Annotated in this window: 24 protein-coding genes; 21 read left to right on the forward strand and 3 right to left on the reverse strand. The window is 71.7% G+C overall.

The genetic code is table 11. From position 1 onward, the window contains the following. Positions 1–18 precede the first annotated feature (18 nt). The 5 genes from OU416_RS06110 (at position 19) to OU416_RS06130 (ending at position 5,358) form a co-directional block, all read left to right on the forward strand. A complete protein-coding gene (locus OU416_RS06110; RefSeq protein ID WP_444420557.1) occupies positions 19–300 on the forward strand; it encodes a DUF448 domain-containing protein in 282 nt (93 codons plus the stop codon). 92 nt (positions 301–392) lie between these two features. Next, on the forward strand, positions 393–3,329 hold the full coding sequence (infB, locus tag OU416_RS06115; RefSeq protein WP_270925825.1) for a translation initiation factor IF-2: 2,937 nt from the start codon (positions 393–395) through the stop codon (positions 3,327–3,329). 61 nt (positions 3,330–3,390) lie between these two features. Beyond that, a complete protein-coding gene (locus tag OU416_RS06120; RefSeq protein ID WP_270925826.1) occupies positions 3,391–3,684 on the forward strand; it encodes a DUF503 domain-containing protein in 294 nt (97 codons plus the stop codon). A 61-nt stretch (positions 3,685–3,745) separates the two neighbouring features. Further along, positions 3,746–4,246 (forward strand): 30S ribosome-binding factor RbfA, encoded by a 501-nt coding sequence (gene rbfA / locus OU416_RS06125; RefSeq protein WP_093344779.1) that lies wholly within the window; start codon positions 3,746–3,748, stop codon positions 4,244–4,246. Positions 4,247–4,356: 110 nt separating this feature from the next. Then, positions 4,357–5,358 (forward strand): DHH family phosphoesterase, encoded by a 1,002-nt coding sequence (locus OU416_RS06130; protein ID WP_270925827.1) that lies wholly within the window; start codon positions 4,357–4,359, stop codon positions 5,356–5,358. A 4-nt stretch (positions 5,359–5,362) separates the two neighbouring features. Here the strand turns inward: OU416_RS06130 and OU416_RS06135 are convergent, their stop codons facing one another. After that, the gene (locus OU416_RS06135; protein WP_270925828.1) at positions 5,363–5,890 is read right to left on the reverse strand and encodes a CGNR zinc finger domain-containing protein; all 528 of its coding nucleotides are present in this window, start codon (positions 5,888–5,890) and stop codon (positions 5,363–5,365) included. A gap of 106 nt (positions 5,891–5,996) precedes the next feature. Between OU416_RS06135 and OU416_RS06140 the strand changes: the two genes are divergently transcribed. Next, positions 5,997–7,325 (forward strand): MATE family efflux transporter, encoded by a 1,329-nt coding sequence (locus tag OU416_RS06140; RefSeq protein ID WP_270925829.1) that lies wholly within the window; start codon positions 5,997–5,999, stop codon positions 7,323–7,325. Positions 7,326–7,351: 26 nt separating this feature from the next. Here OU416_RS06140 and def read toward each other — a convergent pair whose 3' ends face one another. After that, on the reverse strand, positions 7,352–7,852 hold the full coding sequence (gene def / locus OU416_RS06145) for a peptide deformylase (protein WP_270925830.1): 501 nt from the start codon (positions 7,850–7,852) through the stop codon (positions 7,352–7,354). Between the two features lie 101 nt (positions 7,853–7,953). Between def and truB the strand changes: the two genes are divergently transcribed. From truB to OU416_RS06195, 10 genes are all read left to right on the forward strand, one after another. Further along, on the forward strand, positions 7,954–8,862 hold the full coding sequence (gene truB / locus OU416_RS06150) for a tRNA pseudouridine(55) synthase TruB (protein WP_372907160.1): 909 nt from the start codon (positions 7,954–7,956) through the stop codon (positions 8,860–8,862). Between the two features lie 116 nt (positions 8,863–8,978). Continuing rightward, a complete protein-coding gene (locus tag OU416_RS06155; protein WP_270925831.1) occupies positions 8,979–9,590 on the forward strand; it encodes a DUF4232 domain-containing protein in 612 nt (203 codons plus the stop codon). A gap of 115 nt (positions 9,591–9,705) precedes the next feature. Next, entirely contained in the window at positions 9,706–10,692 is a 987-nt protein-coding gene (locus OU416_RS06160; protein ID WP_270925832.1) for a bifunctional riboflavin kinase/FAD synthetase, read from the forward strand. A gap of 167 nt (positions 10,693–10,859) precedes the next feature. Continuing rightward, entirely contained in the window at positions 10,860–11,342 is a 483-nt protein-coding gene (locus OU416_RS06165; RefSeq protein ID WP_270925833.1) for a helix-turn-helix domain-containing protein, read from the forward strand. A 53-nt stretch (positions 11,343–11,395) separates the two neighbouring features. Further along, positions 11,396–11,965, forward strand: coding sequence for a 2'-5' RNA ligase family protein (locus OU416_RS06170; RefSeq protein WP_270925834.1), 570 nt, complete (start codon positions 11,396–11,398; stop codon positions 11,963–11,965). Between the two features lie 145 nt (positions 11,966–12,110). Beyond that, entirely contained in the window at positions 12,111–12,380 is a 270-nt protein-coding gene (rpsO, locus tag OU416_RS06175) for a 30S ribosomal protein S15 (RefSeq protein ID WP_093146528.1), read from the forward strand. 245 nt (positions 12,381–12,625) lie between these two features. Beyond that, positions 12,626–14,872 carry a polyribonucleotide nucleotidyltransferase gene (locus tag OU416_RS06180; protein ID WP_270925835.1) on the forward strand — a complete coding sequence of 749 codons (2,247 nt, stop codon included), beginning with the start codon at positions 12,626–12,628 and terminating at the stop codon, positions 14,870–14,872. Positions 14,873–14,969: 97 nt separating this feature from the next. Continuing rightward, positions 14,970–16,313, forward strand: a complete 1,344-nt coding sequence (locus OU416_RS06185) for a M16 family metallopeptidase (protein ID WP_270925836.1) — start codon at positions 14,970–14,972, stop codon at positions 16,311–16,313. Positions 16,314–16,437: 124 nt separating this feature from the next. Further along, a complete protein-coding gene (gene dapB, locus OU416_RS06190; RefSeq protein WP_270925837.1) occupies positions 16,438–17,184 on the forward strand; it encodes a 4-hydroxy-tetrahydrodipicolinate reductase in 747 nt (248 codons plus the stop codon). 88 nt (positions 17,185–17,272) lie between these two features. Beyond that, complete coding sequence (locus OU416_RS06195; RefSeq protein WP_372907163.1) at positions 17,273–17,665, forward strand: hypothetical protein; 393 nt, start codon at positions 17,273–17,275, stop codon at positions 17,663–17,665. On the opposite strand, the gene OU416_RS06200 is transcribed toward OU416_RS06195, so the two are convergent. Next, positions 17,666–18,397 carry a TetR/AcrR family transcriptional regulator gene (locus tag OU416_RS06200; protein ID WP_270925839.1) on the reverse strand — a complete coding sequence of 244 codons (732 nt, stop codon included), beginning with the start codon at positions 18,395–18,397 and terminating at the stop codon, positions 17,666–17,668. 84 nt (positions 18,398–18,481) lie between these two features. On the opposite strand from OU416_RS06200, the gene OU416_RS06205 reads away from it, so the two are divergent. The 5 genes from OU416_RS06205 (at position 18,482) to OU416_RS06225 (ending at position 24,122) form a co-directional block, all read left to right on the forward strand. Further along, complete coding sequence (locus tag OU416_RS06205; RefSeq protein WP_270925840.1) at positions 18,482–19,363, forward strand: NmrA family NAD(P)-binding protein; 882 nt, start codon at positions 18,482–18,484, stop codon at positions 19,361–19,363. A 508-nt stretch (positions 19,364–19,871) separates the two neighbouring features. Beyond that, complete coding sequence (locus OU416_RS06210; protein ID WP_270925841.1) at positions 19,872–21,695, forward strand: hypothetical protein; 1,824 nt, start codon at positions 19,872–19,874, stop codon at positions 21,693–21,695. A 133-nt stretch (positions 21,696–21,828) separates the two neighbouring features. Next, positions 21,829–23,487 carry a hypothetical protein gene (locus OU416_RS06215; protein ID WP_270925842.1) on the forward strand — a complete coding sequence of 553 codons (1,659 nt, stop codon included), beginning with the start codon at positions 21,829–21,831 and terminating at the stop codon, positions 23,485–23,487. A 48-nt stretch (positions 23,488–23,535) separates the two neighbouring features. Continuing rightward, on the forward strand, positions 23,536–23,727 hold the full coding sequence (locus OU416_RS06220) for a hypothetical protein (protein ID WP_270925843.1): 192 nt from the start codon (positions 23,536–23,538) through the stop codon (positions 23,725–23,727). Between the two features lie 158 nt (positions 23,728–23,885). Beyond that, positions 23,886–24,122 carry a hypothetical protein gene (locus OU416_RS06225; RefSeq protein ID WP_270925844.1) on the forward strand — a complete coding sequence of 79 codons (237 nt, stop codon included), beginning with the start codon at positions 23,886–23,888 and terminating at the stop codon, positions 24,120–24,122. The last annotated feature ends 20 nt before the right edge of the window (positions 24,123–24,142 follow it).

Raw genomic sequence — 24,142 nt, forward strand, 5'->3', positions numbered from 1 at the left:
CCAGCTGAGCTGCTGCGCGTGGTCGCCGGCGGCGACGGGGTTCCCTCCGTCGTCGTTCCCGATCCGCGACGCCGGCGGCCGGGCCGGGGAGCCTGGTTGCACCCCGATCCGGCATGCCTGCGTCTGGCCGAGCGGCGCCGGGCGTTCCCGCGCGCACTTCGCGTGCGAGGAGCGCTCGACGCCTCCGCGGTGCACGAGCACATCGGTGCCGGGCGACCGCAGCACGCGGCTCACGACAGGACCGACGCGGGATCCGTCCCGCGCCAGGCAATTGAAGGAAAGCAGGTCGACCCGTCATGAATCAGCCGTGAAGCTGAAGCCATGAACGCGCATCGGCGATAGGACGAGGTCGAGCGGGACTGCCGCCCGGCCTCACCCAGATGAGGAGAGCAGTGGCAGGCAAGGCCCGCGTACATGAGCTCGCCAAGGAGCTCGGTGTTACCAGCAAGGAAGTACTGACGAAGCTCGCCGAGCAGGGCGAGTACGTCAAGTCTGCGTCGTCCACCGTGGAGGCCCCGGTGGCCCGCAGGCTCCGCGACGCGCTGAACAAGTCGTCCAAGAAGGGCGGCGACAAGCCCGCTCCGTCGGACAAGCCCGCGCGCTCGGACTCGGGCGTGCCGAAGCCGGGCCCGAAGCCCGGCCCGCGGCCCGAGGCGTCCGCGCCGAAGCCGGGTCCCAAGCCCGGCCCGAAGCCGGGTCCGCGGCAGCCGGAGCCGCAGCAGCAGGTGAAGCCGGAACCGCAGCAGGTCAAGCCCGAACCGCAGGCCCCCAAGCCCGCGGAGCAGGCGCCTGCCGCGAAGGCCGAGCACAAGCCGGGCCCGAAGCCCGGTCCGAAGCCGGGCCCCAAGCCCCACGGCGAGGCGGACGGTGGCACCGTTCCGCCGCGGCCGAAGGCGCCCAAGCCCGGTCCGCGCCAGCCGCGCGTCGGCAACAACCCGTTCGGCGTGGGCAGCGGTGCGCCGCAGCAGCGCCCGCCGCGCCCGGGGCCCGGTCCCCGTCAGGGCGGTGGCCAGGGCGGCCCCGGTCGTCAGGGCGGCGAGCGCCGTCAGGGCGGTGGCCAGGGTGCCGGTTCGGCTCCGGCCCCGGGTGGTGCCCCGCGCGGTGACGGCGGTTCGCGCCCGAACCCGGGCATGATGCCCCCGCGTCCGAACCCCGGCATGATGCCGCCCCGCCCGCCGCGCAGCGGTAGCGGACCCGGCGGTGGCCGCGGTGGCGGTCGTGGCGGCCCCGGTGGCGGCGGCGGTCGTCCGGGCGGCGGCGGTGGCGGTCGTCCCGGTGGCGGTGGCGGCGGCTTCCGCGGTGGCGGCGGCGGCGCGCCCGGTGGCGGTGGCGCCCCGGCAGGCGGCGGCTTCCGCGGTCGTCCCGGCGGCGGTGGCCGTCCGGGTGGGCCCGGTGGCCGCGGTGGCACGGCCGGTGCTTTCGGCCGTCCCGGTGGTCCCGCGAAGCGCGGCCGCAAGTCGAAGCGGCAGAAGCGCCAGGAGTACATGGAGAACATGCAGGCGCCGTCGGTCGGCGGCGTCCGCCTCCCGCGCGGTGGTGGCGAGACCGTTCGCCTGCGCCGCGGTGCTTCGCTGACCGACTTCGCCGAGAAGATCAACGCCAACCCGGCTTCGCTGGTGCAGGCGATGTTCCACCTCGGTGAGATGGTCACCGCGACCCAGTCCGTCTCCGACGAGGTGCTGGAGCTCCTCGGCCAGGAGATGAACTACAAGGTCGAGATGGTCTCGCCGGAGGACGAGGACCGGGAGCTGCTGGAGTCGTTCGACATCAGCTACGGCGACCCGAACAGCTCCGAGGAGGAGCTGCAGGCGCGTCCGCCGGTGGTGACCGTGATGGGTCACGTCGACCACGGTAAGACGCGACTGCTCGACACCATCCGGAAGGCGAACGTGCAGGCCGGTGAGGCGGGTGGCATCACCCAGCACATCGGCGCCTACCAGGTCGTCACCGAGCTGGAGGGCAACGAGCGCCCGATCACCTTCATCGACACCCCGGGTCACGAGGCGTTCACCGCCATGCGTGCCCGCGGTGCGAAGTCGACGGACATCGCCGTGCTGGTGGTCGCCGCCGACGACGGCGTCATGCCGCAGACGGTGGAGGCGATCAACCACGCCCAGGCGGCCGGTGTGCCGATCGTGGTCGCGGTCAACAAGATCGACGTCGAGGGTGCGAACCCGGCGAAGATCCGCCAGCAGCTGACCGAGTACAACCTGGTCGCCGAGGAGTACGGCGGCGAGACCATGTTCGTCGACATCTCGGCGAAGCAGGGCACCAACATCGAGAACCTGCTCGAGGCGATCCTGCTCACCGCGGACGCCACGCTGGACCTGCGGGCCAACCGCAACATGCCGGCGCAGGGCGTGGCGATCGAGGCCCACCTGGACCGCGGTCGCGGCCCGGTGGCCACGGTGCTGGTGCAGCGCGGCACGCTCCGCGTCGGCGACTCGGTGGTCGCCGGGGACGCCTACGGTCGCGTCCGCCGGATGATCAACGAGAACGACGAGGACGTCCCCGTGGCGCTCCCGTCGCGGCCGGTGCAGGTCATCGGTTTCACGTCGGTGCCGGGTGCGGGTGACACCTTCCTGGTGGTCGACGAGGACCGGGTGGCGCGGCAGATCGCCGACCGCCGCGGGGCTCGCATCCGCGAGGCCCAGAACGCGGCCAAGCGCAAGCGCGTCAGCCTCGAGGACCTGGACAAGGTGCTCAAGGAGACCAACCAGCTGAACCTGATCATCAAGGGTGACAACTCGGGTACCGTCGAGGCGCTCGAAGAGTCCCTGATGAAGATCGAGGTCGGCGACGAGGTCGAGCTGCGGGTCATCCACCGCGGCGTCGGTGGCATCAACGAGTCCGACATCAACCTCGCCACCGCGGAGAACACCATCGTCCTGGGCTTCAACGTCCGGGCCGAGGGCAAGGCGGCCGAGGTCGCCAACCGCGAGGGCGTGGAGATCCGGTACTACTCGGTGATCTACCGGGCCATCGAGGACATCGAGCAGGCGCTCAAGGGCATGCTCAAGCCCGAGTACGAAGAGGTCGAGCTGGGCAAGGCCGAGGTCCGCGAGGTCTTCAAGTCGTCCAAGGTCGGCACCATCGCGGGTTGCATGGTCACCGAGGGCATCATCAAGCGCAACGCCAAGGCACGTCTCCTGCGCGACAGCGTGGTGGTCGCCGAGAACCTCAGCGTCAACTCGCTGAAGCGGTTCAAGGACGACGCCACGGAGGTCCGCGAGGGCTTCGAGTGCGGTCTGACCCTGGGGTCGTACAGCGACATCAAGGTGGGCGACATCATCGAGCCCTACGAGATGCGCGAGAAGCCGCGCGACTGAGTCGCAGTGCGCAGGGGGTCGTCGAACCGACGGCCCCCTGCGTTCGCGGTTTGGGGGACCCATGTACGTCGGTGTGCTCGAAGTGGACGTGCTGCTCGGTGATGTCCACACGCTGAAGCAGAAGCGCGCCGTGGTGCGGCCGGTGGTGGCCGAGCTGCGACGGCGCTTCGAGGTCGCGGTGTCCGAGGCGGGCAACCAGGACCTGTACCGCCGCGCGCTGATCGGCGTCGCGGTGGTGTCCGGCGACGCCTCGCACGCGCGCGAGGTGCTGGACGCGTGCGAGCGGCTCGTCGCCGCCCGCCCGGAGCTGGAGCTGCTCTCCGCCCGGCAACGCATGCTCGGACCAGAGGACTGAGCTCTGGATGGCGGCTCGGGCCGCTTCAACTGAACTGAACTTTTCTCGAAGGAGGTGCGCCGTGGCTGATGCTCCGCGCGCCCGCAGGCTCGCCAAGCGGATCGCCCAGATCGTCGCGTCCGGGCTGGAGCACGAGGTCAAGGACCCGCGGCTGGCGATGGTGACCATCACCGACGCCAGGGTCACCCCGGACCTGCGGGATGCCACTGTCTACTACACGGTCTTCGGTGACGACGCGGACTACGCCTCGACCGCCGCCGCGCTGTCCAGCGCGACCGGGGTGCTGCGCTCCCGCGTCGGCCAGCAGACCGGCGTGCGCTTCACGCCCACGCTGACGTTCGTCGCGGACACCGTGCCGGACAACGCGCGGCGGATGGAGGAGCTGCTCGCCAAGGCCAAGGAGGCCGACGCGGAGGTGGCCCGGTTGGCGTCCGGCGCGGCGCACGCCGGGGACGCCGATCCTTACCGGACCAGCACCGACGATGACGAGGCCGACACCGACGGTGCGGAATCCGAGTCGTTTTCGGACGCCGATGTGCGGCGTGGGCCACAGAGTGGTTGAGTCGCAGCGCAGCATCAGGTGCGTTGTGCACGGGCGGTCGCCGTGGCCGCCCATGCCGTGGAGGTGAACCTGTGCGCGGGCAACCCGAAGCAGACGACCGGTCCGGAGCCGTGGCGGATCCCGTCGCACCGGCTGTGGTGGCGGCCGCGCGCAAGCTGGCCGATGCCACGGACGTGACGCTGTTCGGGCACGTGAACCCGGACGCGGATGCGCTCGGCAGCGCGCTCGCGCTGGGCCGGGCGCTGCGGCGGCGGGGCTGCACCGTGCGCGTGTCGTTCGGCACCCCGGACCTGCCGCCGGCCTCGCTGCGCGATCTGGACGGCGACGGCCTGGTGGTCCCCGTCGACGAGGTTCCCGCCGCGCCGCCCACCCTCGTGGTGTGCGACACCGGCAGCCTGCAGCGGCTCGGGCGGTTGGCCGACCGGGTCGCCGGGACCATCGAGGCCGGTGGCGACGTCATCGTCGTCGACCACCACGTGTCCAACACGCGCTACGGCACGCTGCACGTGGTCGACGAGCACGCCGAGGCGACCGTGATGATCGTCCTGCGGCTGCTCGACGAGCTGGGCGCGGAGCTGGACCTGCCGATCGCGCGGTGCCTGTACGCGGGACTGGTCACCGACACCCGTTCCTTCCGGCACGCCAGCGCGCGGACCCACGAGGTGGCGGCGCGGCTGCTGCGCGCCGGGGTGGACCCGGAGGCGACCACGCGGCCGCTGCTCGACACCCATCCGTTCGGCTGGATGGGCATGCTGGCCGGTGTGCTCGGCGCCGCGGAGCTGGAGCCGTCCGCCGCGCGCGGTCTCGGGTTCGTGCACGCCACGGTCCGGCTGGCCGACTCCGACGGTCTGCGGAGCGAGGAGATCGACAGCGTCATCGACGTGCTGCGCACGACCAGCGAGGCGGAGGTGACCGCGGTGCTCAAGGAGATGGCGCCGCAGAGCTGGTCGGTGTCGCTGCGCGCGGACAGCCGCCTGGACGTCGGCCACGCGGCGGCGGCCTGCGGCGGTGGCGGTCACCGCCTGGCCTCGGGCTTCACGGCGCAGGGCAAGCCGGAGGACATCATCGAGTCGATCCGCAAGGCCCTCGGCGAAGCCCCGTTCCTCGACTGATCCGTCACTCGCGGCGGCGGGCGCGGAAGGCCGCGACGTGCATGCGGTTCGCGCAGCGCGGGGAGCAGAAGCGCTTGGCCTGGTTGGTCGAGGTGTCCAGGTAGTAGGTGTCGCAGCCGTCGGCCTGGCAGCGGCCCCAGCGATCGGTCCCGTGGTGGACGACGCCCTGCGCGAGGCCCCAGGCCGCCGCTGCCGCGACCTCGTCGACCGCCGGGGCGTCCGGGCCTGCGACGTGGACGTGCCAGTTCGGGTTGCCGTTGCGGCCGCCGTGGCCGGAGAGCCGCGGCCGGGGCGGATGCGCCGAGAGCAGGGCGTTGATCTCCGCGAGCACGGTTTCGCCGTCGCCGCCGACCATGGCGTCCAGCGCCCGGCGCAGCCCGTCGGCGACCGTGCGCAGCACCGGCAGGTCGGCTTCGCCGAGGCGGTCGGCCCACCAGGGTTCGTCGTGGACCGCGGCGCGCACCGCGTCGAGGCCGCTCAGATCGGCGTTGGCGATCCGGAGTGCCACGGCGACGTAATCAGCGTTGTCCATCTGCGGTCCTTACCGTAGCCTGTCCTGTCAGGGGCGAAACCCTTTTTCGCAGCTTAGCTCGCGCGAAACGCCCACCGATCCCAGCAGGCGACGACATGGAGGAAGTGTGTCCGAACCAGGGGAGCGCATCGCACCGCGCAAGGTGTTCGCGCTCGCTGTTCCGGCGCTCGGCGTGCTCGCCGCCGAACCGCTGTACGTGCTCGTCGACACCGCGGTGGTCGGCCACCTCGGCGCGGTCCCGCTGGCCGGTCTCGCGCTGGGCGGCACGCTGTTCACGCTGATCTCCAGCCAGCTGACGTTCCTGAGCTACGGCACCACGGCGCGCACTGCGCGGCTGCACGGGGCGGGCCGCCGCAAGGACGCGGTGGCCGAAGGCGTCCAGGCCACCTGGCTGGGCATCGCCGTCGGCGTCGCGCTCATGCTGCTGGCCCAGCTGGTGGCCGTCCCGGTCGCCGAGTTGCTCGCCGGGCCGGGACCGATCGCCGACGCGGCCGCGGTCTGGCTGCGCATCGCGCTCTGCGGCGCTCCGCTGGTGCTGATCACGATGGCGGGCAACGGCTGGATGCGCGGGGTGCAGGACACCGCTCGCCCGCTGCGGTACGTGCTGGTCGGCAACGGCGTGTCGGCGGTGCTGTGCCCGCTGTTCGTCTACCCCTTCGGCTGGGGGCTGGAGGGCTCGGCGATCGCGAACCTGGTCGGCCAGAGCATCGCCGCGTCGCTGTTCGTCCGGGCCCTCGTCGTGGAGGGCGTGTCGCTGAAGCCGCAGCCGGCCCTGATGCGCGCCCAGCTCGGCCTCGGGCGCGACCTGGTGCTGCGCACGCTCGCCTTCCAGGTGTGCTTCCTGTCGGCGACGTCGGTGGCCGCCCGGACCGGTGCCGAGGCCGCGGCGGCCCACCAGGTGGTCTGGCAGCTCTGGACGTTCCTGGCGCTGGTGCTGGACTCGCTGGCGATCGCCGCGCAGTCGCTGGTCGGAGCGGCGCTGGGCGCGGGTTCGGCGTCGCGCGCCAAGGGCATCGCCAGGCAGATCACCTGGTACGGCCTGGTGTTCGGGATCGTGCTCGGCGTCCTGTTCGCCGCGCTCGCCGTGCCGCTGCCCGCGGTGTTCACCTCCGACGGCGCGGTGCTGGCGGCGATCCCGCAGGCCTGGTGGTTCTTCGTCCTCCTGCAGCCGATCGCCGGTGTGGTGTTCGCGCTGGACGGCGTCTTCCTGGGCGCCGGGGACGCGGCCTACCTGCGCACCGCGACGCTGCTGAGCGCCTTCGTCGGCTACCTGCCGCTGATCTGGCTCTCGCTGGCCTTCGACTGGGGCCTCGCGGGCATCTGGACCGGCCTGTCGATGTTCATGGTCCTGCGCCTGGTGACGCTGCTGCTCCGCGCCCGCTCCGGCCGCTGGGCGGTCACCGGCGCCACCCGAACCCAACCCACCACCGCGTGATCTTCCCCTGTCAGCTGATCGGGTGGTCAGTGCTGCCAGAACCAGTCCTGGTCGCGGACCTGGCGGAAGGCTTCGCGGCGGGTTTCCGGGGGGAGGCGCTGGATGTAGACCTTGCCGTCGAGGTGGTCGGTCTCGTGCTGGAGGCAGCGGGCCATCAGGCCGCTGCCCGAGACCGTGACCGGCTCGTTGTCGGCGTCGACGCCGCGCACCACCGCGTGCTGGGCGCGGCGGGTGTCGAAGCCGAGGCCGGGCAGCGACAGGCAGGCCTCGTAGCCGTCCTGGGTCTTCTCGGAGAGCTCCACCAGCTCCGGGTTGATCACGTAGCCGATCTCGCCGTCCACGTTGTAGCTGAAGGCCCGCACGCCGATCCCGATCTGCGGTGCGGCGACCCCGGCGTGGCCGGGCGCGTCGACGGTGTCCAGCAGGTCCGCGACGATGGTGCGCAGCCGCTGGTCGAACTCCGTGACCGGCTCGGCGGCCATGCGCAGGATCGGATCGCCGAATCGCCGGATCTGTCGGAACGCCACGTCAACCTCCTAGTCAGCGGATCAACCCTAGAGCCTCCGGCCTGCGCCCGTCCGACCCCTGGCGGTGATCGGCGGCGCGAGGTCGGGAATGATGGTGCGTCGTGTCCGAGCACTCCCGAAAAGCACGCCCCACAGTTCCGCCCGGCCTGCTCGTGGTCGACAAACCGGCGGGGATGACCTCGCACGACGTCGTCTCGCGGGTCCGCCGCATCATGGGCACCCGCAAGGTCGGTCACGCCGGGACCCTGGACCCGATGGCCACCGGTGTGCTGGTGCTGGGCCTGGAGCGGGCCACCAAGCTGCTCGGCCACCTGGCCCTGGACACCAAGTCCTACCTGGCAACCATCCGGCTGGGCGCCACGACCAGCACCGACGACGCCGAGGGCGAAGTGCTGTCCGAAGTGGACGCCGCCGCGGTCGACGAGTCGGCGGTCCGCGCCGGGATCGCCGAGCTCACCGGCGAGATCCAGCAGGTGCCCAGCGCGGTCAGCGCGGTGAAGATCAACGGCCGCCGGGCCTACGAGCTCGTGCGCAGCGGCGAGGAGGTCGAGCTGGCGGCCCGGCCGGTGACCGTCTCCCGCTTCGACGTGCTCGGCCTGCGCCGCACCGAGCGCACCACCGAGCTCGACGTGCTGGTCGAGTGCTCGTCCGGCACCTACGTGCGGGCGCTGGCCCGCGACCTGGGCGCCGGCCTCGGCGTCGGCGGTCACCTGGGTGAGCTCCGCCGCACCCGGGTCGGCCCGTTCGGGCTGGCCACCGCGCGGACCCTGGAGCAGCTGGAGGCGGAACCGGGGCTGTCGATGGGCCTCGACGAGGCGGTGGCGACCGCCTTCCCGCGCCGCGACGTGGACGCCACCCTGGCCCGCGCCCTCTCGCACGGCCAGCTGGTGCCCGCGGCGGGCGTCGAGGGCACCTACGGGATGTTCGACCCGGACGGCCGCGCGGTCGCGCTGGTCCGCGATCGCGGCCGGACGGCGAAACCGGTGCTGGTGATCATCCCGGCGAACTGACCGGAACTTCTCGATTCGCACCTGTTTTCGGTGACCCGCGCCACACGCTGGAACCTGGGGTGGCGCGCGCCGTCCCACGACCGAGTCCGGACGAACGACGAGGAAGTGGGAGCAGCATGCGCAAGCGAGTGGTCGGGGCGACCGTCGTGCTGGCGGCGGGTTTGGCGCTGAGCGGATGTGCGGCGGGCTCGGGGCAGTCGCCCGCGAACCCGGAACCGCAGGCCAACGGCCAGTCGATCGAGGCAGGTGAGCGAACCGAGGATTCGGGTGACAACGGGCGCTCGGACGAGGACCGGCCCTGCACCGGGCGGGATCTGACCGCGCAGTACCAGTCCGGGGAGGCGAGCCCGGCGGGCGGCGAGGGGACGCTGCTGGTGACGAAGAAGGACGCGAGCGACCCCTGCGTGCTGGACCGCTACCCGGACCTCCGGGTGCTCGACGGGAACGGCCAGCCGCTGACGACCACCGTCCAGCACACCCTCGAACCCGCACCGTCCCGCGTGCCGATGCCGGGCCCGGCCTACGACCAGGCGTTCCTGTCGCTGAAGTGGACCGCTGCGGAGGGCTGCGGGTCGAGCCCGAGCGAGCTCGCGCTGAACCTCGCCGGCTCGGACAACTGGGCCGACGCGCTGCAGGTCGCGGTGAACACCGGCGAGCAGGACGTGCTCGGTTCGCTCTGCGCCGGCTCCACCGTGGACCTCTCCGCCTTCGGCGCAGGCGTCAGCTGACCGGCCGGGGTCGTGAGCGCGCAACGGTGTTCCAACGCGCCTTCGCGCTCACGACCCCGCGGCACGGGCCATGGCTGTCCAACGTTCCCCCGACGGCGCAGTAGGCTGCGTGGTCGTGCAGCGATGGCGTGGTTTGGAGCAGCTTCCCGGCGGCTGGGGACGGTGCGTGGTCACCATCGGTGTCTTCGACGGCGTGCACCGCGGGCACCAGCAACTCATCTCGCACGCGGTGCGGCAGGCGCGGCGGCGGGGCGTGCCCTGCGTGCTGATGACCTTCGACCCGCACCCGTCGGAGGTGGTGCGGCCGGGCAGCCACCCGGCGCAGCTCACCACGCTGCGGCGGCGCGCGGAACTGGTCGAGCAGCTCGGCGTGGACGTGTTCTGCGTGCTGCCGTTCACCCGCGAGGTCTCCCGGATCCCGGCCGAGGAGTTCGTGCACGCGATCCTGGTCGAGAAGCTGCACGCCGCCGAGATCGTGGTGGGCGAGAACTTCACCTTCGGGCACAAGGCCGCGGGCAACATCGAACTGCTGGCCAAGCTGGGGGAGCGGTTCGGCTTCGACGTCGAGTCCGACGCCCTGGTGTCCGGCCCGGTGCAGCGGGCCGACGACCCGGCGGGCGCCTCGGTGACCTTCTCCTCGACCTACATCCGCTCGTGCATCGACGCCGGTGACGTGGGTGCCGCGGCCTCCGCGCTCGGCCGCGACCACCGCCTGGAGGGCATCGTGGTGCGTGGAGCGGGGCGCGGCGGCAAGGAGCTCGGCTTCCCCACCGCGAACCTGTCCACTCCGCCGCACGCGGCGATCCCGGCCGACGGCGTCTACGCCTGCTGGTTCACGCACCGGCACCGAGGTTCTCGCGATCCCGGGCGCACGCTGCCCGCCGCGGTCTCGGTGGGCAGCAACCCGACGTTCTCCGGCACCGAGCGCACCGTCGAGGCCTACGTGCTCGACATCGACGCCGACTTCTACGGCGAGCACGTGGACCTGGACTTCGTGCAGCGGCTGCGCGCGATGGAGCGCTTCGACAGCGTGGACGCGCTGATCGAGCAGATGCACCAGGACGTCGCCGAGACCCGGCGCATCCTGGCCGTGGACGGGTGAGAGCAGGCATGCCGACGCCCCGGACGGAGCAATCGCGGCACCCGAGCGGCCCAAGACGCCCCGGGCATGTTTCCGATTCGCGCTCACATCTGGCCGATGACCTGGCAGTATTCAGAGCCGGAACGGCCAGGCGTGATCGGGTCGGTGCCGAGATCGGGGGAGCGAAGGTGGCGGAGAGCAGCGGCGTTCAGCGGAACCTGGCCCTGCAGCGGCAGTGGTACGGCGAACCGCTGGGCGACCGGGTGCGCCGCCTGGTCGTCGCGTTCCGCATCTCGCAGGCCCAGCTCGCCGACGTGCTCGGCATCAGCGCGCCGATGCTCAGCCAGGTGATGAGCGGCCGCCGCGCCAAGATCGGCAACCCGCAGGTGCTGGCCCGGCTGGTGATGCTGGAGCGCAAGGTGCTCATCCCGGGGGTGGCGGCGGGCGAGCCCGATGCGATCAAGCAGGCGCTGGAGGACGTCCGCCAGTCGCAGCCGTCGGTGGGGCGCGACGACCTGCCGGTCAAGCACGCGGCCAACGGCGAGGAGGCCGCCTGGCCGATCCTGCGCGAGGTCGCGAAGCCGAACGAGCTGGAGGCCGCGGCGTCCATCCTCGAAGGCCGCTACCCGGGCCTGGCGGGCCTGCTGCGCCGCGCCGCCAACGGCGACTGACCCCGACGAGTGCGATGGTCGGGAGGACCACCATCGCCAGGAGGGGGCCGCAGATGCGCCTGTTCACCGCGTTGTGGCCGTCGGAGGCGGCGGTGCGGCACCTGTCCGCCGCTGTCGACCGGCTGGACCGCGATCGGGTGGCCGCGGCGACGGCCGGGCTGCGGAAGTTCCGGTTCAGCGGGCCCGAGCGCTGGCACCTGACGCTGTGCTTCCACGGCGACGACGCCGATCCCGACGAGGTCGCCGAGCGGCTGGAGCACCGGGTCGCGCGGCTGCTGGCCACCGACCCCGCGGCGCCGCGCCTGCGGCTGGCGGGCAGCGGGATCTTCCGCGGTGTGCTGTGGATCGGCGCCGAACCGGGCACCGCCGACGACGACCGCGCGCTGCGGGCGCTGGTGCGCGCGGCCGGTGGCGATCCGCACGGCTACCGGGCGCACCTGACCATCGCCCGCTGGGTGGCCGGGCGGGCCGACCGGGAGCTGGTGACCGGCCTGTTCGCCGGCTACGCCGGGCCGTGGTGGGAGGCGCGCGAACTCGCCGTGGTGCGCAGTGACCTGCGAGAAGGCGGCCCGGCCTACCAGACCGTGCACCGGGTCGGGGTGACGCGCACGTCATCGGGTTGACCCGGTAGGAGCAGTGCTCCCTGATATCCTGACCGGTGGAGCGGCTGCAGTCCGTGGTGGCCGGCTCCGGTCAGGTGTTCGATTCGGACACCTGATCCCGGCTTCGCCGGGCGCAGCTGACACGGGACATCGAAGGAGTCAACTCGTGGCGTTGTCCACTGCAGAGAAGAAGCAGATCCTGGCCGAGTACGGCCTCAAGGACGGCGACACCGGTTCGCCGGAGGCCCAGGTGGCCCTGCTGACCAAGCGGATCACCGGGCTCACCGAGCACCTCAAGCAGCACAAGCACGACCACCACTCGCGTCGTGGCCTGCTGCTGATGGTCGGTCGTCGCCGCCGCCTGCTCAACTACCTGACCAAGGTGGACATCGAGCGCTACCGTTCGCTGATCAAGCGACTCGGCCTGCGCCGTTGACCAACGCCGAGGGGAGTGGCCGCCGGGCCGCTCCCCTCGGTGCATGACCGGCGCTTCGGCGCCGCAGCAACTTAAAGAGTGCTCACGGTGGTACGCACCGGGCAGGCGTCCGCCGGTCCTCGGTAGTGGCTGCCGGGCAAGTCGTCCGAACGGACGTTCCCGGGGGCTTCGATCGATGGCCGGCCTCGTCGGACCACGACCCGGATGCACCTGCCGTGGGCCTCGTGAGGACTAGAGGAGTCATCTTGACCGAACCCCAGATCGACGAGGGTGTGTACGAAGCGACCGCGGTGCTGGACAACGGCGCCTTCGGCACCCGCACCGTCCGCTTCGAGACCGGACGGCTGGCCAAGCAGGCCGCGGGCAGCGTCGTCGCCTACCTCGACGACGAGACCATGCTGCTGTCGGCCACCACGGCGTCCAAGCAGCCGAAGGAGCACTTCGACTTCTTCCCGCTGACCGTCGACGTCGAGGAGCGGATGTACGCCGCGGGCCGCATCCCCGGCTCGTTCTTCCGCCGCGAGGGCCGCCCGTCCACGGACGCGATCCTGACCTGCCGGCTGATCGACCGGCCGCTGCGCCCGTCCTTCGTGGACGGCCTGCGCAACGAGATCCAGGTCGTCGTCACCGTGATGAGCCTGGCGCCGGGCGACCTGTACGACGTGCTGGCGATCAACGCCGCGTCGGCGTCCACGCAGGCCTCCGGCCTGCCGTTCTCCGGCCCGATCGGCGGCACCCGGATGGCGCTGATCGACGGCCAGTGGGTCGCGTTCCCGACCCACGAGCAGCTGGAGCGGGCCGTGTTCGACATGGTCGTCGCGGGCCGCATCGTCGGCGACGACGTGGCGATCATGATGGTCGAGGCCGAGGCCACCGAGAAGACGGTCGCGCTGGTCGCCGAGGGCGCCCAGGCCCCGACCGAAGAGGTCGTGGCCGCCGGCCTGGAGGCCGCCAAGCCGTTCATCCGGACCCTGTGCCACGCGCAGCAGCAGCTGGCGCAGGCCGCGGGCAAGGCCGCCCAGGAGTTCCCGGTGTTCCCGGCCTACGCCGAGGACGCCTTCACCGCCGTCGAGCAGGCCGTCTCCACCGAGCTGGCCGAGGCGCTGAAGATCGGCGGCAAGCAGGAGCGCGAGTCCCGGCTCGACGAGATCAAGGCGTCGGTGCTGGAGAAGGTCGCCACCGGCGAGGGCGAGCAGTTCGAGGGCCGCGAGAAGGAGCTCGGCGCCGCGTTCCGCTCGCTGACCAAGAAGCTGGTGCGGCAGCGGATCATCCGCGACCAGGTCCGCATCGACGGCCGCGGGCTGACCGACATCCGCAGCCTGTCCGCCGAGGTCGGCGTGATCCCGCGGGCGCACGGCTCGGCGCTGTTCGAGCGCGGCGAGACCCAGATCCTGGGCGTGTCCACGCTGAACATGCTGCGCCTGGAGCAGACCATCGACTCGTTGTCCCCGGAGACGACGAAGCGGTACATGCACCACTACAACTTCCCGCCCTACTCGACCGGTGAGACCGGCCGGGTGGGCAGCCCGAAGCGGCGCGAGATCGGCCACGGAGCGCTGGCCGAGCGCGCGCTGATGCCGGTGCTGCCCTCGCGCGAGGAGTTCCCGTACGCCATCCGGCAGGTCTCCGAGGCGCTGGGCTCCAACGGCTCCACCTCGATGGGCTCGGTCTGCGCCTCGACGCTGTCCCTGCTCAACGCGGGTGTGCCGCTGAAGGCCCCGGTGGCCGGCATCGCGATGGGTCTGGTCTCCGACGAGATCGACGGCAAGACCCACTACGTGGCGCTGACCGACATCCTCGGCGCCGAGGACGCCTTCGGCGACATGGACTTCAAGGTCGCCGGCACGAAGGACTTCGTGACCGCCCTGCAGCTGGACACCAAGCTGGACGGCATCCCGTCCGAGGTGCTGGCCCAGGCGCTCGGCCAGGCCCGCGACGCCCGGTTCACCATCCTCGAGGTGATGGCCGAGGCGATCGGCAAGCCCGACGAGATGAGCCCGCACGCCCCGCGCGTGACGTCCATCAGCATCCCGGTGGACAAGATCGGCGAGGTCATCGGCCCGAAGGGCAAGATGATCAACTCGATCACCGAGGAGACCGGTGCGGAGATCACCATCGAGGACGACGGCACCATCTACGTCGGTGCCGCCGACGGCCCGTCCGCGGAGGCCGCGATCGACAAGATCAACGCCATCGCCAACCCGCAGCTGCCGAAGGTCGGCGAGCGCTTCCTGGGCACCGTGGTCAAGACCGCGGCGTTCGGCGCGTTCGTCTCGCTGCTGCCGGGCAAGGACGGCCTGGTGCACATCTCCAAGCTGGGCAACGGCAAGCGCATCGGCAAGGTCGAGGACGTGGTGAACGTCGGCGACAAGCTGCGCGTGGAGATCGCCGACATCGACAGCCGCGGCAAGATCAGCCTGGTGCTGGTCAACGACGAGGACGAGAAGTCCGAGGCGCCCGCCGAGCCGGAGGCCGAGAAGTCGGAGCAGTGATCTGCGACTGATCCTCGATGCGGCCCGTCCCGGTACGTCCGGGGCGGGCCGTATCGTCATGTGTGCACCCAGCCCGCCCGACCTTTTCCGTGGGGACATGAAGCAGCAGAAGCAGAACGTCGGTGGCCACCTGCAACGCCCCGGGACCACCCGGGTGCTCGGGCGCAGCGGGGACGCCGCAGTCCGGCGCACCGTGCTCCCCGGCGGGCTGCGGGTGGTGACCGAACCGGTGCCCGGCGTCCGCTCGGCGTCGGTCGGGATCTGGGTCGGGGTGGGCTCGCGCGACGAGGGCAAACCGCAGGCCGGTGCCGCGCACTACCTCGAACACCTGCTGTTCAAGGGCACTGCGAAGCGCACCGCGGTGGACATCGCGCAGGAGATCGACGGCGTCGGCGGCGAGCTCAACGCCTTCACCGCCAAGGAGTACACCTGCTACTACGCGCACGTGCTGGACCGCGACCTGCCGATGGCCGTGGACATGCTCTGCGACGTGGTCTTCGACGCGGTGAACGCGAAGTCCGACGTGGACGTCGAGCGCAGCGTGGTGCTCGAGGAGATCGCCATGCGCGACGACGACGCCGAGGACCTGCTGCACGAGCTGTTCAACTCGGCGGTGCTGGGCGACCACCCGCTGGGCAGGTCGGTCCTGGGCACCGAGGACTCGATCACCGCGATGACGCGGGCGCGGGTGCACGGCTTCTACCGCAGCCGCTACGCGATGCCGAAGATGGTGGTCGCGGCGGCGGGCAACGTCGAGCACGGCAAGGTGCTGCGCCTGATCCGCAAGGCCATCGGCGACCGCCTGACCGGCGACGAGCCGCCCGCCCCGCCGCGCACCGGGCGAGCCCGGTTACCGCAGCAGAAGCGCCTGGTGCTGCAACCGGACGACACCGAGCAGGCCCACCTGCTGCTGGGCTGCCGCAGCTTCGACCGCTACGACGAGCGGCGGTTCGCCCTCGGCGTGCTCAACGCCGCGCTGGGCGGTGGCATGAGCTCGCGGCTGTTCCAGGAGGTCCGCGAGCGGCGCGGGCTGGCCTACTCGGTCTACTCCTCGACCACCGCGTACTCCGACGCGGGCACCTTCTCGGTGTACGCGGGCTGCACGCCCGACCGGCTCGGCGAGGTCGCGACGGTGATCCGCGGCGTGCTCGCGGGCGTCGCCGCGGACGGCCTGACCGAGGAAGAGGTGGAGCGCGGCCGAGGTCAGCTGCGCGGAGGCCTGGTGCTCGGCCTGGAGGACAGCGCGTCGCGGATGAGCCGCATCGGCAAGACCGAGCTGAACTACGGCCGCCACTTCACGGTCGAGCAGACGCTGGAGCGCATCGACGCGGTCACCGCCGAGGACGTGGCCCAGCTCGCGGCGGAACTGCTCCGCCGCCCCCTCACCACAGCGGTCGTCGGCCCCTACGACTCCCTCGAAGAACTCCCCGAAGGCATCTGAACCGTCACCCGGGCCCTGGTCAATTTCGTACGAAATTGACGCCGCCACCCCGACCGGGCTGGGGGCGGTGGTGCGTGCATAGACTCGGGGTCGTTCAGTGCCGGGGTGGAGAGGTAGTCGTCACGTGAGCATCAAGGTCGGTGTGCTGGGCGCCCGCGGGCGGATGGGATCCGAGGCGGTGCGCGCCGTCGGCGAGGCCGCCGACACCGAGCTGGTCGCCGCCATCAACCGCGAGGACGACCTGTCCGGCCTGGTGTCGGCGGGCGCGCAGGTCGCCGTCGACCTCACCCACCCGGACGCCGTGCTGGACAACGTCCGGTTCTGCGTCGAGCACGGCATCCACGTCGTCGTGGGCACCAGCGGTCTCGGCGCCGCGGAGCTGGAGCAGATCCGGTCCTGGCTGGCCGAGCGCCCCGAGGTCGGCGTGCTGGTCGCGCCGAACTTCGCCATCGGCGCGGTGCTGTCCATGCGGTTCGCCGAGCTGGCCGCGAAGTTCTTCGAATCCGTCGAGATCGTCGAGCTGCACCACCCGAAGAAGGCCGACGCCCCGTCCGGGACGGCCGCGCGCACCGCGCAGGTGATCGCCCAGGCCCGTGCTGAAGCCGGGCTCGGCGAGGTCCCGGACGCCACGACCAAGGAGCTCGACGGTGCGCGTGGTGCGGACGTCGACGGCGTGCGCGTGCACTCGGTGCGGATGACCGGTCTGGTGGCGAGCCAGGAGGTGCTGTTCGGCACCGAGGGCGAGACGCTGACGATCCGGCACGACTCCTTCGACCGCCGCTCGTTCATGCCGGGCGTGCTGCTGTCGGTCCGCGAGGTCGGCGACCGGCCCGGCCTGACCGTCGGGCTCGACGCGCTGCTGGGGATCTGACTTGTCCGAGTCGAAGCAGCGCCGGTTCCTGAACCCGCGGACCTCCGCGTTCGTGGTGGCGGCGGCGCTGCTGGTCTACCTGGTGATCATGGGCGGGCGCGCCGTCACGATGATCGTCAGCGGGCAGCCGGTGTTCATCGCGCTGGGCCTGGCGATCTTCGTGCTGCCGGTGCTCGGCGCGGTGCTCGTGGCCGACCAGCTGCGCTTCGGCGCGAGCACCGAGCGGCTGGCCCGGCGGCTGCACGACGAGGACGCGCTGCCGGACGTCTCGCACCTTCCGCTGCGGCCGTCCGGTCGCGTCGAGCGGGAGGCCGCGGACGCGTGGTTCGACGAGAAGCAGGCCGAGCTCGAAGCCGAGCCGGAGGACTGGCGGCGCTGGTTCGCCCTGGCGCAGGCCTACGACCTGGCAGGCGACCGCAACCGGGGCCGCAAGGCGATGCGCCGCGCGATCGAGATGGAGCGCCAGGACCGGCCGAGCTGATCAGCCGGAGATGCGCCTGCGGCGAGCGCGCTGCCGGCAGGTCGGACCGCAGTAGCGCGCTGGCCGCCCGGTGGAGCGGATGCGCAGCCGCGTGCCGCACTCCGCGCAGCACGCCTCGGTTCCGTGACGCTGCTGCGCGGATGTGTCACGGAACTGGCTTCCTTCCGTGACGGTGCGCAGCCCGTCCAGCATCAGCCGCACCAGCCGTGCGCTCCGCGCCCGGTTCGGGTGCGCTGAGCGCAGCGCGGCACCACCGATGATGATCGCGGCCAGATCATCGGTCTGCACCTCTTCGCGTACCGCTCCCGCCTGCTTCGCGTTGCGCAGCAAGCGATCCAGCGCCTCGTTGAACTTCTGCGTCGCCGCGGTGAACACGGCTCGCGGCCAGCTCCGGTCAGCGGTGAACGCATCGCAGAAGTGCTGGCGCTCAGCCGATTTCCCGATCGCATCGAGCAGGAAGCCGAACAGCGCGTCACCGGGAGCGGCGCGGTCGGCCCACTGCTCCGCAGCCGCCACGAGTTCCGCGACGTGCTCGGCGAGCACCGCTTCGACCAGCACGTCCTTGCTCGGGAAGTGCCGGTAGACCGTTCCGGCCCCGACCCCGGCGCGCCGCGCCACCTGGCCGAGCGACACCTCCAGTCCGCCCTCGGTGAAAGCCCGCATCGCCGCGCGCAGCACGACTTCCCGGTTGCGCCGGGCATCGGCACGTTCGGTGCCGGGAACTGCTGGCATGTCACGCAATCCTTGTCCGCGAAGCGGAAACGGGTCGACCATTCCGGATCGTGCCAGTATTCACCACACCCCGGAACGGACGTCATGAACACCTCACCGATCCTCGTCACCGGCGCCACCGGCAAGCAGGGCAACGCCACCGCGCGCCGCCTGCTGGCCGAGGGCAGGCCGGTGCGAGCCCTGGTCCGCGACGCGACCGCCCCGGCCGCCGCGGCGCTGGCCGCTGCCGGTGCCCAGCTCGCGGTCGGCGACTTCGACGACCCGGCCAGCCTGCCACCCGCTCTCGACGGTGTCGCAGCCGTTTTCGCCATCCCGCCCCTCCAGACCGCTCTGGGCAAGACCGACCTCGAAGAGGCCCGCGTCCGGACGCTGATCGACGCGGTGGTCGCGGCGGGCGTCGAGCAGGTCGTGCTGAGCACGGTGGCCACGGCGTCGATCGAATTCCCCGGTGCGGCCGCGAAAGCGAGGATCGAGCAGTACCTGCGCGACCGGGTCGCGACGCCCACCGTGCTGCGGCCCGTCCGGTTCATGACCAACTACTTCATCCCGGCGGAAGTCGGGATCGACGGCATCTCCGGCGGTGTGCACCGGCACCTGTTCCCGCCGCACGAGCCGATGCAGATCATCGCCCTGGCCGACATCGCCGAATTCGCCGCGCTCGCGTTCGCCGACCCCGCCCGGTTCGCCGGGCGGACGCTGGAACTGGCCGGTGACCAGCCGACTCCGGTCGAGGCGGCCGCCGCGATCACCGCCGCCACCGGCATCCACGTCCGGTACGAGCAGCTCACCGACGACGAAGCCGCCGCGGTCGGCCCGGGGATCGCCGAGACGAAGCAGAGCTGGGCGGCGGGCAACCGCTGGCACGCCGACATCGAAGCGCTGCGCGTGATCCACCCCGGACTGCGCACCTTCACCGACTGGCTCGCCGAATCCGGCGCCGCAGCGCTCCGGGAACACCTCGGCTGAACGCCGTTCGTGAGCGCGGAATCCGCTTCCGCGCTCACGAGCTTTCTTCGCTTCATCGCGGCGAAATACCGAGCCGGTGTTAAATCCACGACCTCTTTCCGGGTGAATGCCGATGAGTGCGGCGCATTCATCGGTGACGGGCGGGGTCGATCTCATCCAGTGGTTCATCGTTGACAGCCGGTTCCGGTGTGCAGATCATTCCTGCCATGTCGAGGTTCGGCACTCTCGTCGCTCGCCTGCACGTCGATCTCGTGCAGCAGGCCAGCGCGCTCTGTCGCGTGCGTTGAGTCCCCGCCACCACTGCGCGCCAATTCGAATTCGCCACCGCGGTCGCGCAGCCGGGCAGTGCTTTCCCGGTCCACGGCAGGACGAGGAGAACTGAGCGCTCTTGACCGCGCGTCGAGAGCTCGGCAGCTATTCGCCCGATTCCCGGTCGTGCGGCGCCATTGCGGCCGCACGGCTGCACCGGCACGCCCGAATCAGGGCCACACCGATTCCCGGAGCATTGATGAAGAGCAGATACCGAAGACTGTCCACCGGATTGGGCGCCGCACTGCTGGCCATCGGCGCGGTCACGCTCCCGGTGCAGGACGCCTACGCCGACGTCGAAGTGTCCACCCACTCGATCAGAGGTGCCGACGGCAAGGACTACACGGTCACCAACCACCTGGTGACGAGCGCGCTGCAGAAGTCCCGGTCCGACGGCAAGCGCAAGGAATGGCTGCTGGTGTGGGCCGGTGACGAGAACATCGCCGACACCGCCGTGCCGAAGGTCCGCGACCTGCCCGGATCGCTCACCGGCGGCATCGGCGACATCGCGGATTCGCTGCCCGGACCGGACTTCCTCGCGGTCATCGACGCCACCCCGGGCTCTCCCGGGTACGGCGAGGTCGTCAACACCATCACCGTCGGGCCGCTGGTGGAGAACGAGCCGCACCACATGCAGTACGTGTGGCACAAGGGCGACACGATCTACGCCGGTGCGCTCTTCGGCGCCGCGACCTACGCCTTCGACGTCACCGCACTGCCGTCGGTGAAGCTGAAGGGCATCAGCCTGCCGTCGCAGACGCTCGGCGGTTCGGTGCCCGACGCGTACTGGGTGCTCAAGGACGGCACCGCGTACGCGACGTACATGGGCGGGCCCGTCGCGCCCGGCCCGTACCGCTACGACGACGGTTCGGTGCACATCGGCAACGGCTTCGCCGGCAGCCCCGGCGAAGTGGTCCGGTTCGACGAGAACGCCAGGGTGCTCTCGCAGTCCCCGGCCGCGACACCCGGCGGCGACAACGAGAAGCTGTGCGCCAACCTGCCGCGGCTCGGCCAGCCGACCTGCGCGAACCCGCACGGCATCCAGGCCCGCGAGGACCTGAACACGCTGGTCACCGCGGACTACGTGGAGCCGCGCAACATCATCCTGGACCCGGTGAAGGCGCCGTCGCCGTACCTGCGGCGGCCGACCGTGCGGACCTGGGACATCTCCGACCGCAACCACCCGAAGCTCAAGGCGGTGTCCTACCTGCCCGACGGCCCGCGCGCCGACCCGAACGACCCGCTGCACCAGGAGAGCCGCGCGGTCATGGAGACCACCGTGACCAACCTGCCCGGCCACAAGGGCGCTTTCGCGCAGACCATGCAGGGCGGTGCGGTGTTCTACACGCCGGACATCACCGCCGCCGAACCGCAGTGGCGGCAGGTGTTCGACGACGGCACCGCGGCACCCGGCTTCGACGCGGCCAACGACCGCAACGGCGGGAGCTCCAACGGCGGCTGGATCCAGACCAGCCCGGACGACCGCTTCCTGTACCGCGCGATCCAGGGCCGCCAGCCCGGCACCTTCGGCACCGACGACCCCGGAACCACCGGCGGCGTCTACGTGCTGGACATCTCGAAGCTGGTCGCGGCCGGCACCGGCTACCAGTGCTCGATCGACACCAAGCAGGAAGCCGAGCACGGCGGCGCCGAGGCCGACTGCCCGACGCTGGCGGGGACGACGCCGATCAACCCCGGCCAGCCCGGTGCGGGACCGCACTGGGGCGCCTACGACAACTTCGTGCTCGACGACGACGGCTACTACCGCGAAACGCAGCAGCCGCAGCGGCTCGCGGTGTCGAACTACTTCGTCGCCAGGTCCGGACTGGACGGTGACCACAAGGTCAACCTGGTGCACCTGGGCCCGGACGGGAAGGTCTCGGTCGACGAGGGCTTCCGCGACGAGGTCACCGGCGAGGTCGGCGTGAACTTCAACCGGAAGACCTGGCCGCACGGCCAGTTCGGCAACGCCAAACCGCACTCGGAGCTGTTCGTGGTCGCCGACGAGGACCTCAAGGGCTGACCGCGAACCCGCCGCGCGGCGCTGCCGGTCGCGCGGCGGGCCTGCTGACCCGCGTCGGTGGCGCCGTCTCCGCACGCCCGGCGTCACCGGCGCGGACCCCTGAACCTCCGAACACGAGAAAGCGGTGGAGCACATGCATTCCCACCTCGCGGCGTCCGAAGTGGACCTGTTGGGACTGGTGCTGCGAGTGGTGCTGCTGACCAGCACCGCACTGGTGGCGGGCATCGGCCTGCTGCGTCCGGCGGTCGCGGTGCGGCCCCGGCTGGCCTGGGGCGCAGCGGCGCTCGCCGCCGCGGCCAGCGCGAGCTCCGCCGTCGTGCTCGACATCAACATCGGCTTCGCCGTCGTGCACGCGCTGCTCGCGCTCGCCGTGCCGATCTCGCTGCGCTGGCGGTCGGTCGCCACCTACCTGGGATTCGCGCTGGCCCTGCTGCTCATCGCCGAGGCCGCGCTGGAGCACGCTTCGTTCGAGTTCTTCCTCGACACGGTCTTCGCCGCTGTCGCGGTGGTCTGGTTCGGCATCGCCGCGGGGGAGCGGCGATCCGGCAGCGGACTGCGCCCCGGGCCGGTGGCGCTGACCGCCGCGATCGCACTGGCCGGAGCCGGGACGGCGCAGCTGCTGGCATCCGGCTTCCTCGACCGGCGGCTGGTGGAGAGCGCGCACGGCCTGGCGATGCTCGTCCTCGCCGTCGCCGCGCTGGCGGTCCTGGCGCTGACCGTCGCACTCCGCGATGTGCGGCAGCGCTACCGGTTCGGCGCGGCCGGAGTGCTGGTCGCGGTCGTCGCGTGGACGGCGCTGCCGGGACTCCCGCCACCGGCCGACCTGCCCGCGCCCGGAGTGCCCCGGGTGGTGACCGCGGCCGGAACACCGGTGCTGGTCAGCCCGCACCGGCCGGGGCGGAACCTGGTGCACTTCCCGGAGAGCGCCGGACTGGAAGTGGTGGTGGAGACCGCTGCCGGACTCGCCCGCGCGGTGCCCCGCCCGGGGAGCTCCGGCACCTGGGCGGAGATCGACCTGCCTGCCGGCCGCAGCGATCTGCTCGTGCGCCGCGGCGCTGAAGAGGAGTCGGTGGACCTCGACGCTGGGGAGCTGCCCGCGCTGCCCGGTGCAGCGGGGCCGGACGGCGCTGAATGCGCCAGCGCCGGCTTGGGCGGATTCGCCGCCGGATCACCGGAGGTCCTCGACCGCTGCCCGTCCGCCGAACTGTCCGAAGAGGACGGTGATGCGCTGCGGAAGCTGGTCGGACACCTCGCCGACGTCCCGGTGCCCGCGATCAACGTGATCGGTGACGACTCACCCCGCGGCCGTGCCGCGACCGAGCTGGTGACCGCCGCGGCCCAGCAGCGCGGCATTCCGCTCCGCGAAGACCGGGACGGCGCACTGCTCGTGGTCTCCGGCTGGTCCCGCGCGGCCGAAGCGCTCGACGACGCCAACCGCGGCACGAGCTACCTCTACGGCGTGCAGCTGGCCCCGTGGCTGCTGCACGGCCCGGTGATCAACAAGATCCCCGGCGTCTCGATACCGCTCCGGTTCGACCCGCGCGACCAGCGCTCCCTGACCTACGGCATGACCCTCGCCGCGCGCTTCGGCGGCGAACCGCCATCGCTGGCCGGATTCCGCCGCTGGCTCACCGCCCGCGGCGAGCACCTCACCGGCGCGGTCTCGGTCTACGCATCCGCCCAGGTCGACGTGATGCAGATGCCCACCCACCAGCACGGCAGCGCCGCGGCGGGCCAGTGGATCCCGAAGGGAACCATCGTCGCCATCTCCGGCCCGCTCGGCAACGCCTGAGGAGAAACCGGCCGGACCAGCAGGAACCGGCCAGACAGAGGAGGAGAAATGTCCGCAACCATCCGCAGGCTCGCCGCGGTCGCGGCCACCGCGATCACCGCCTGCCTGCTCACCGGCGGCGTCGCGACCGCCGAACCGATCTGGCTGCTCCCCGGCGTCGACGTGGGCCCGCTGCTCGAACCGTCGGTGCAACTGCCCACCCAGCTGCTCGCACCGGTCTTCGACGTCCTGAACCCGTGACCGGAAGAACCGCCATGGCACCCCTCGTGCCGACCGGAGCCCTGCTCAACCGCACCTCAGGGAACCGTGACGCAACCCAGCCACAACAAGCCCCCACAACGCGAGATCAACTCCCGAACGGGACCACCACTGAAAATCGCCGAGAGACGGGACTATCCATGACCAAGCAGAACACCTGCCGCGCCCTCACCGCCGCAGTGCTCACCGGTGTCGCGCTGCTCAGCAGCGCACCAGCCGCGCTCGCCGAGGCGCCCCGCCAGGACGGCGTCGCCGTCGTCGACGAACCGGACACCAGCGAGCTGAACAACAAGTGGACCTTCGCGCCGCTGGGCGTGCCGGTCTTCGGGCTGATCGATTCCCTCAGCGGCGTGCCGAAGAAGCTGGGACTGATCTGAGCTCGATCACCGGGCCCGGC

The organism is Saccharopolyspora indica, from assembly GCF_027853965.1.
In the GTDB taxonomy this organism is placed as follows: domain Bacteria; phylum Actinomycetota; class Actinomycetes; order Mycobacteriales; family Pseudonocardiaceae; genus Saccharopolyspora; species Saccharopolyspora indica.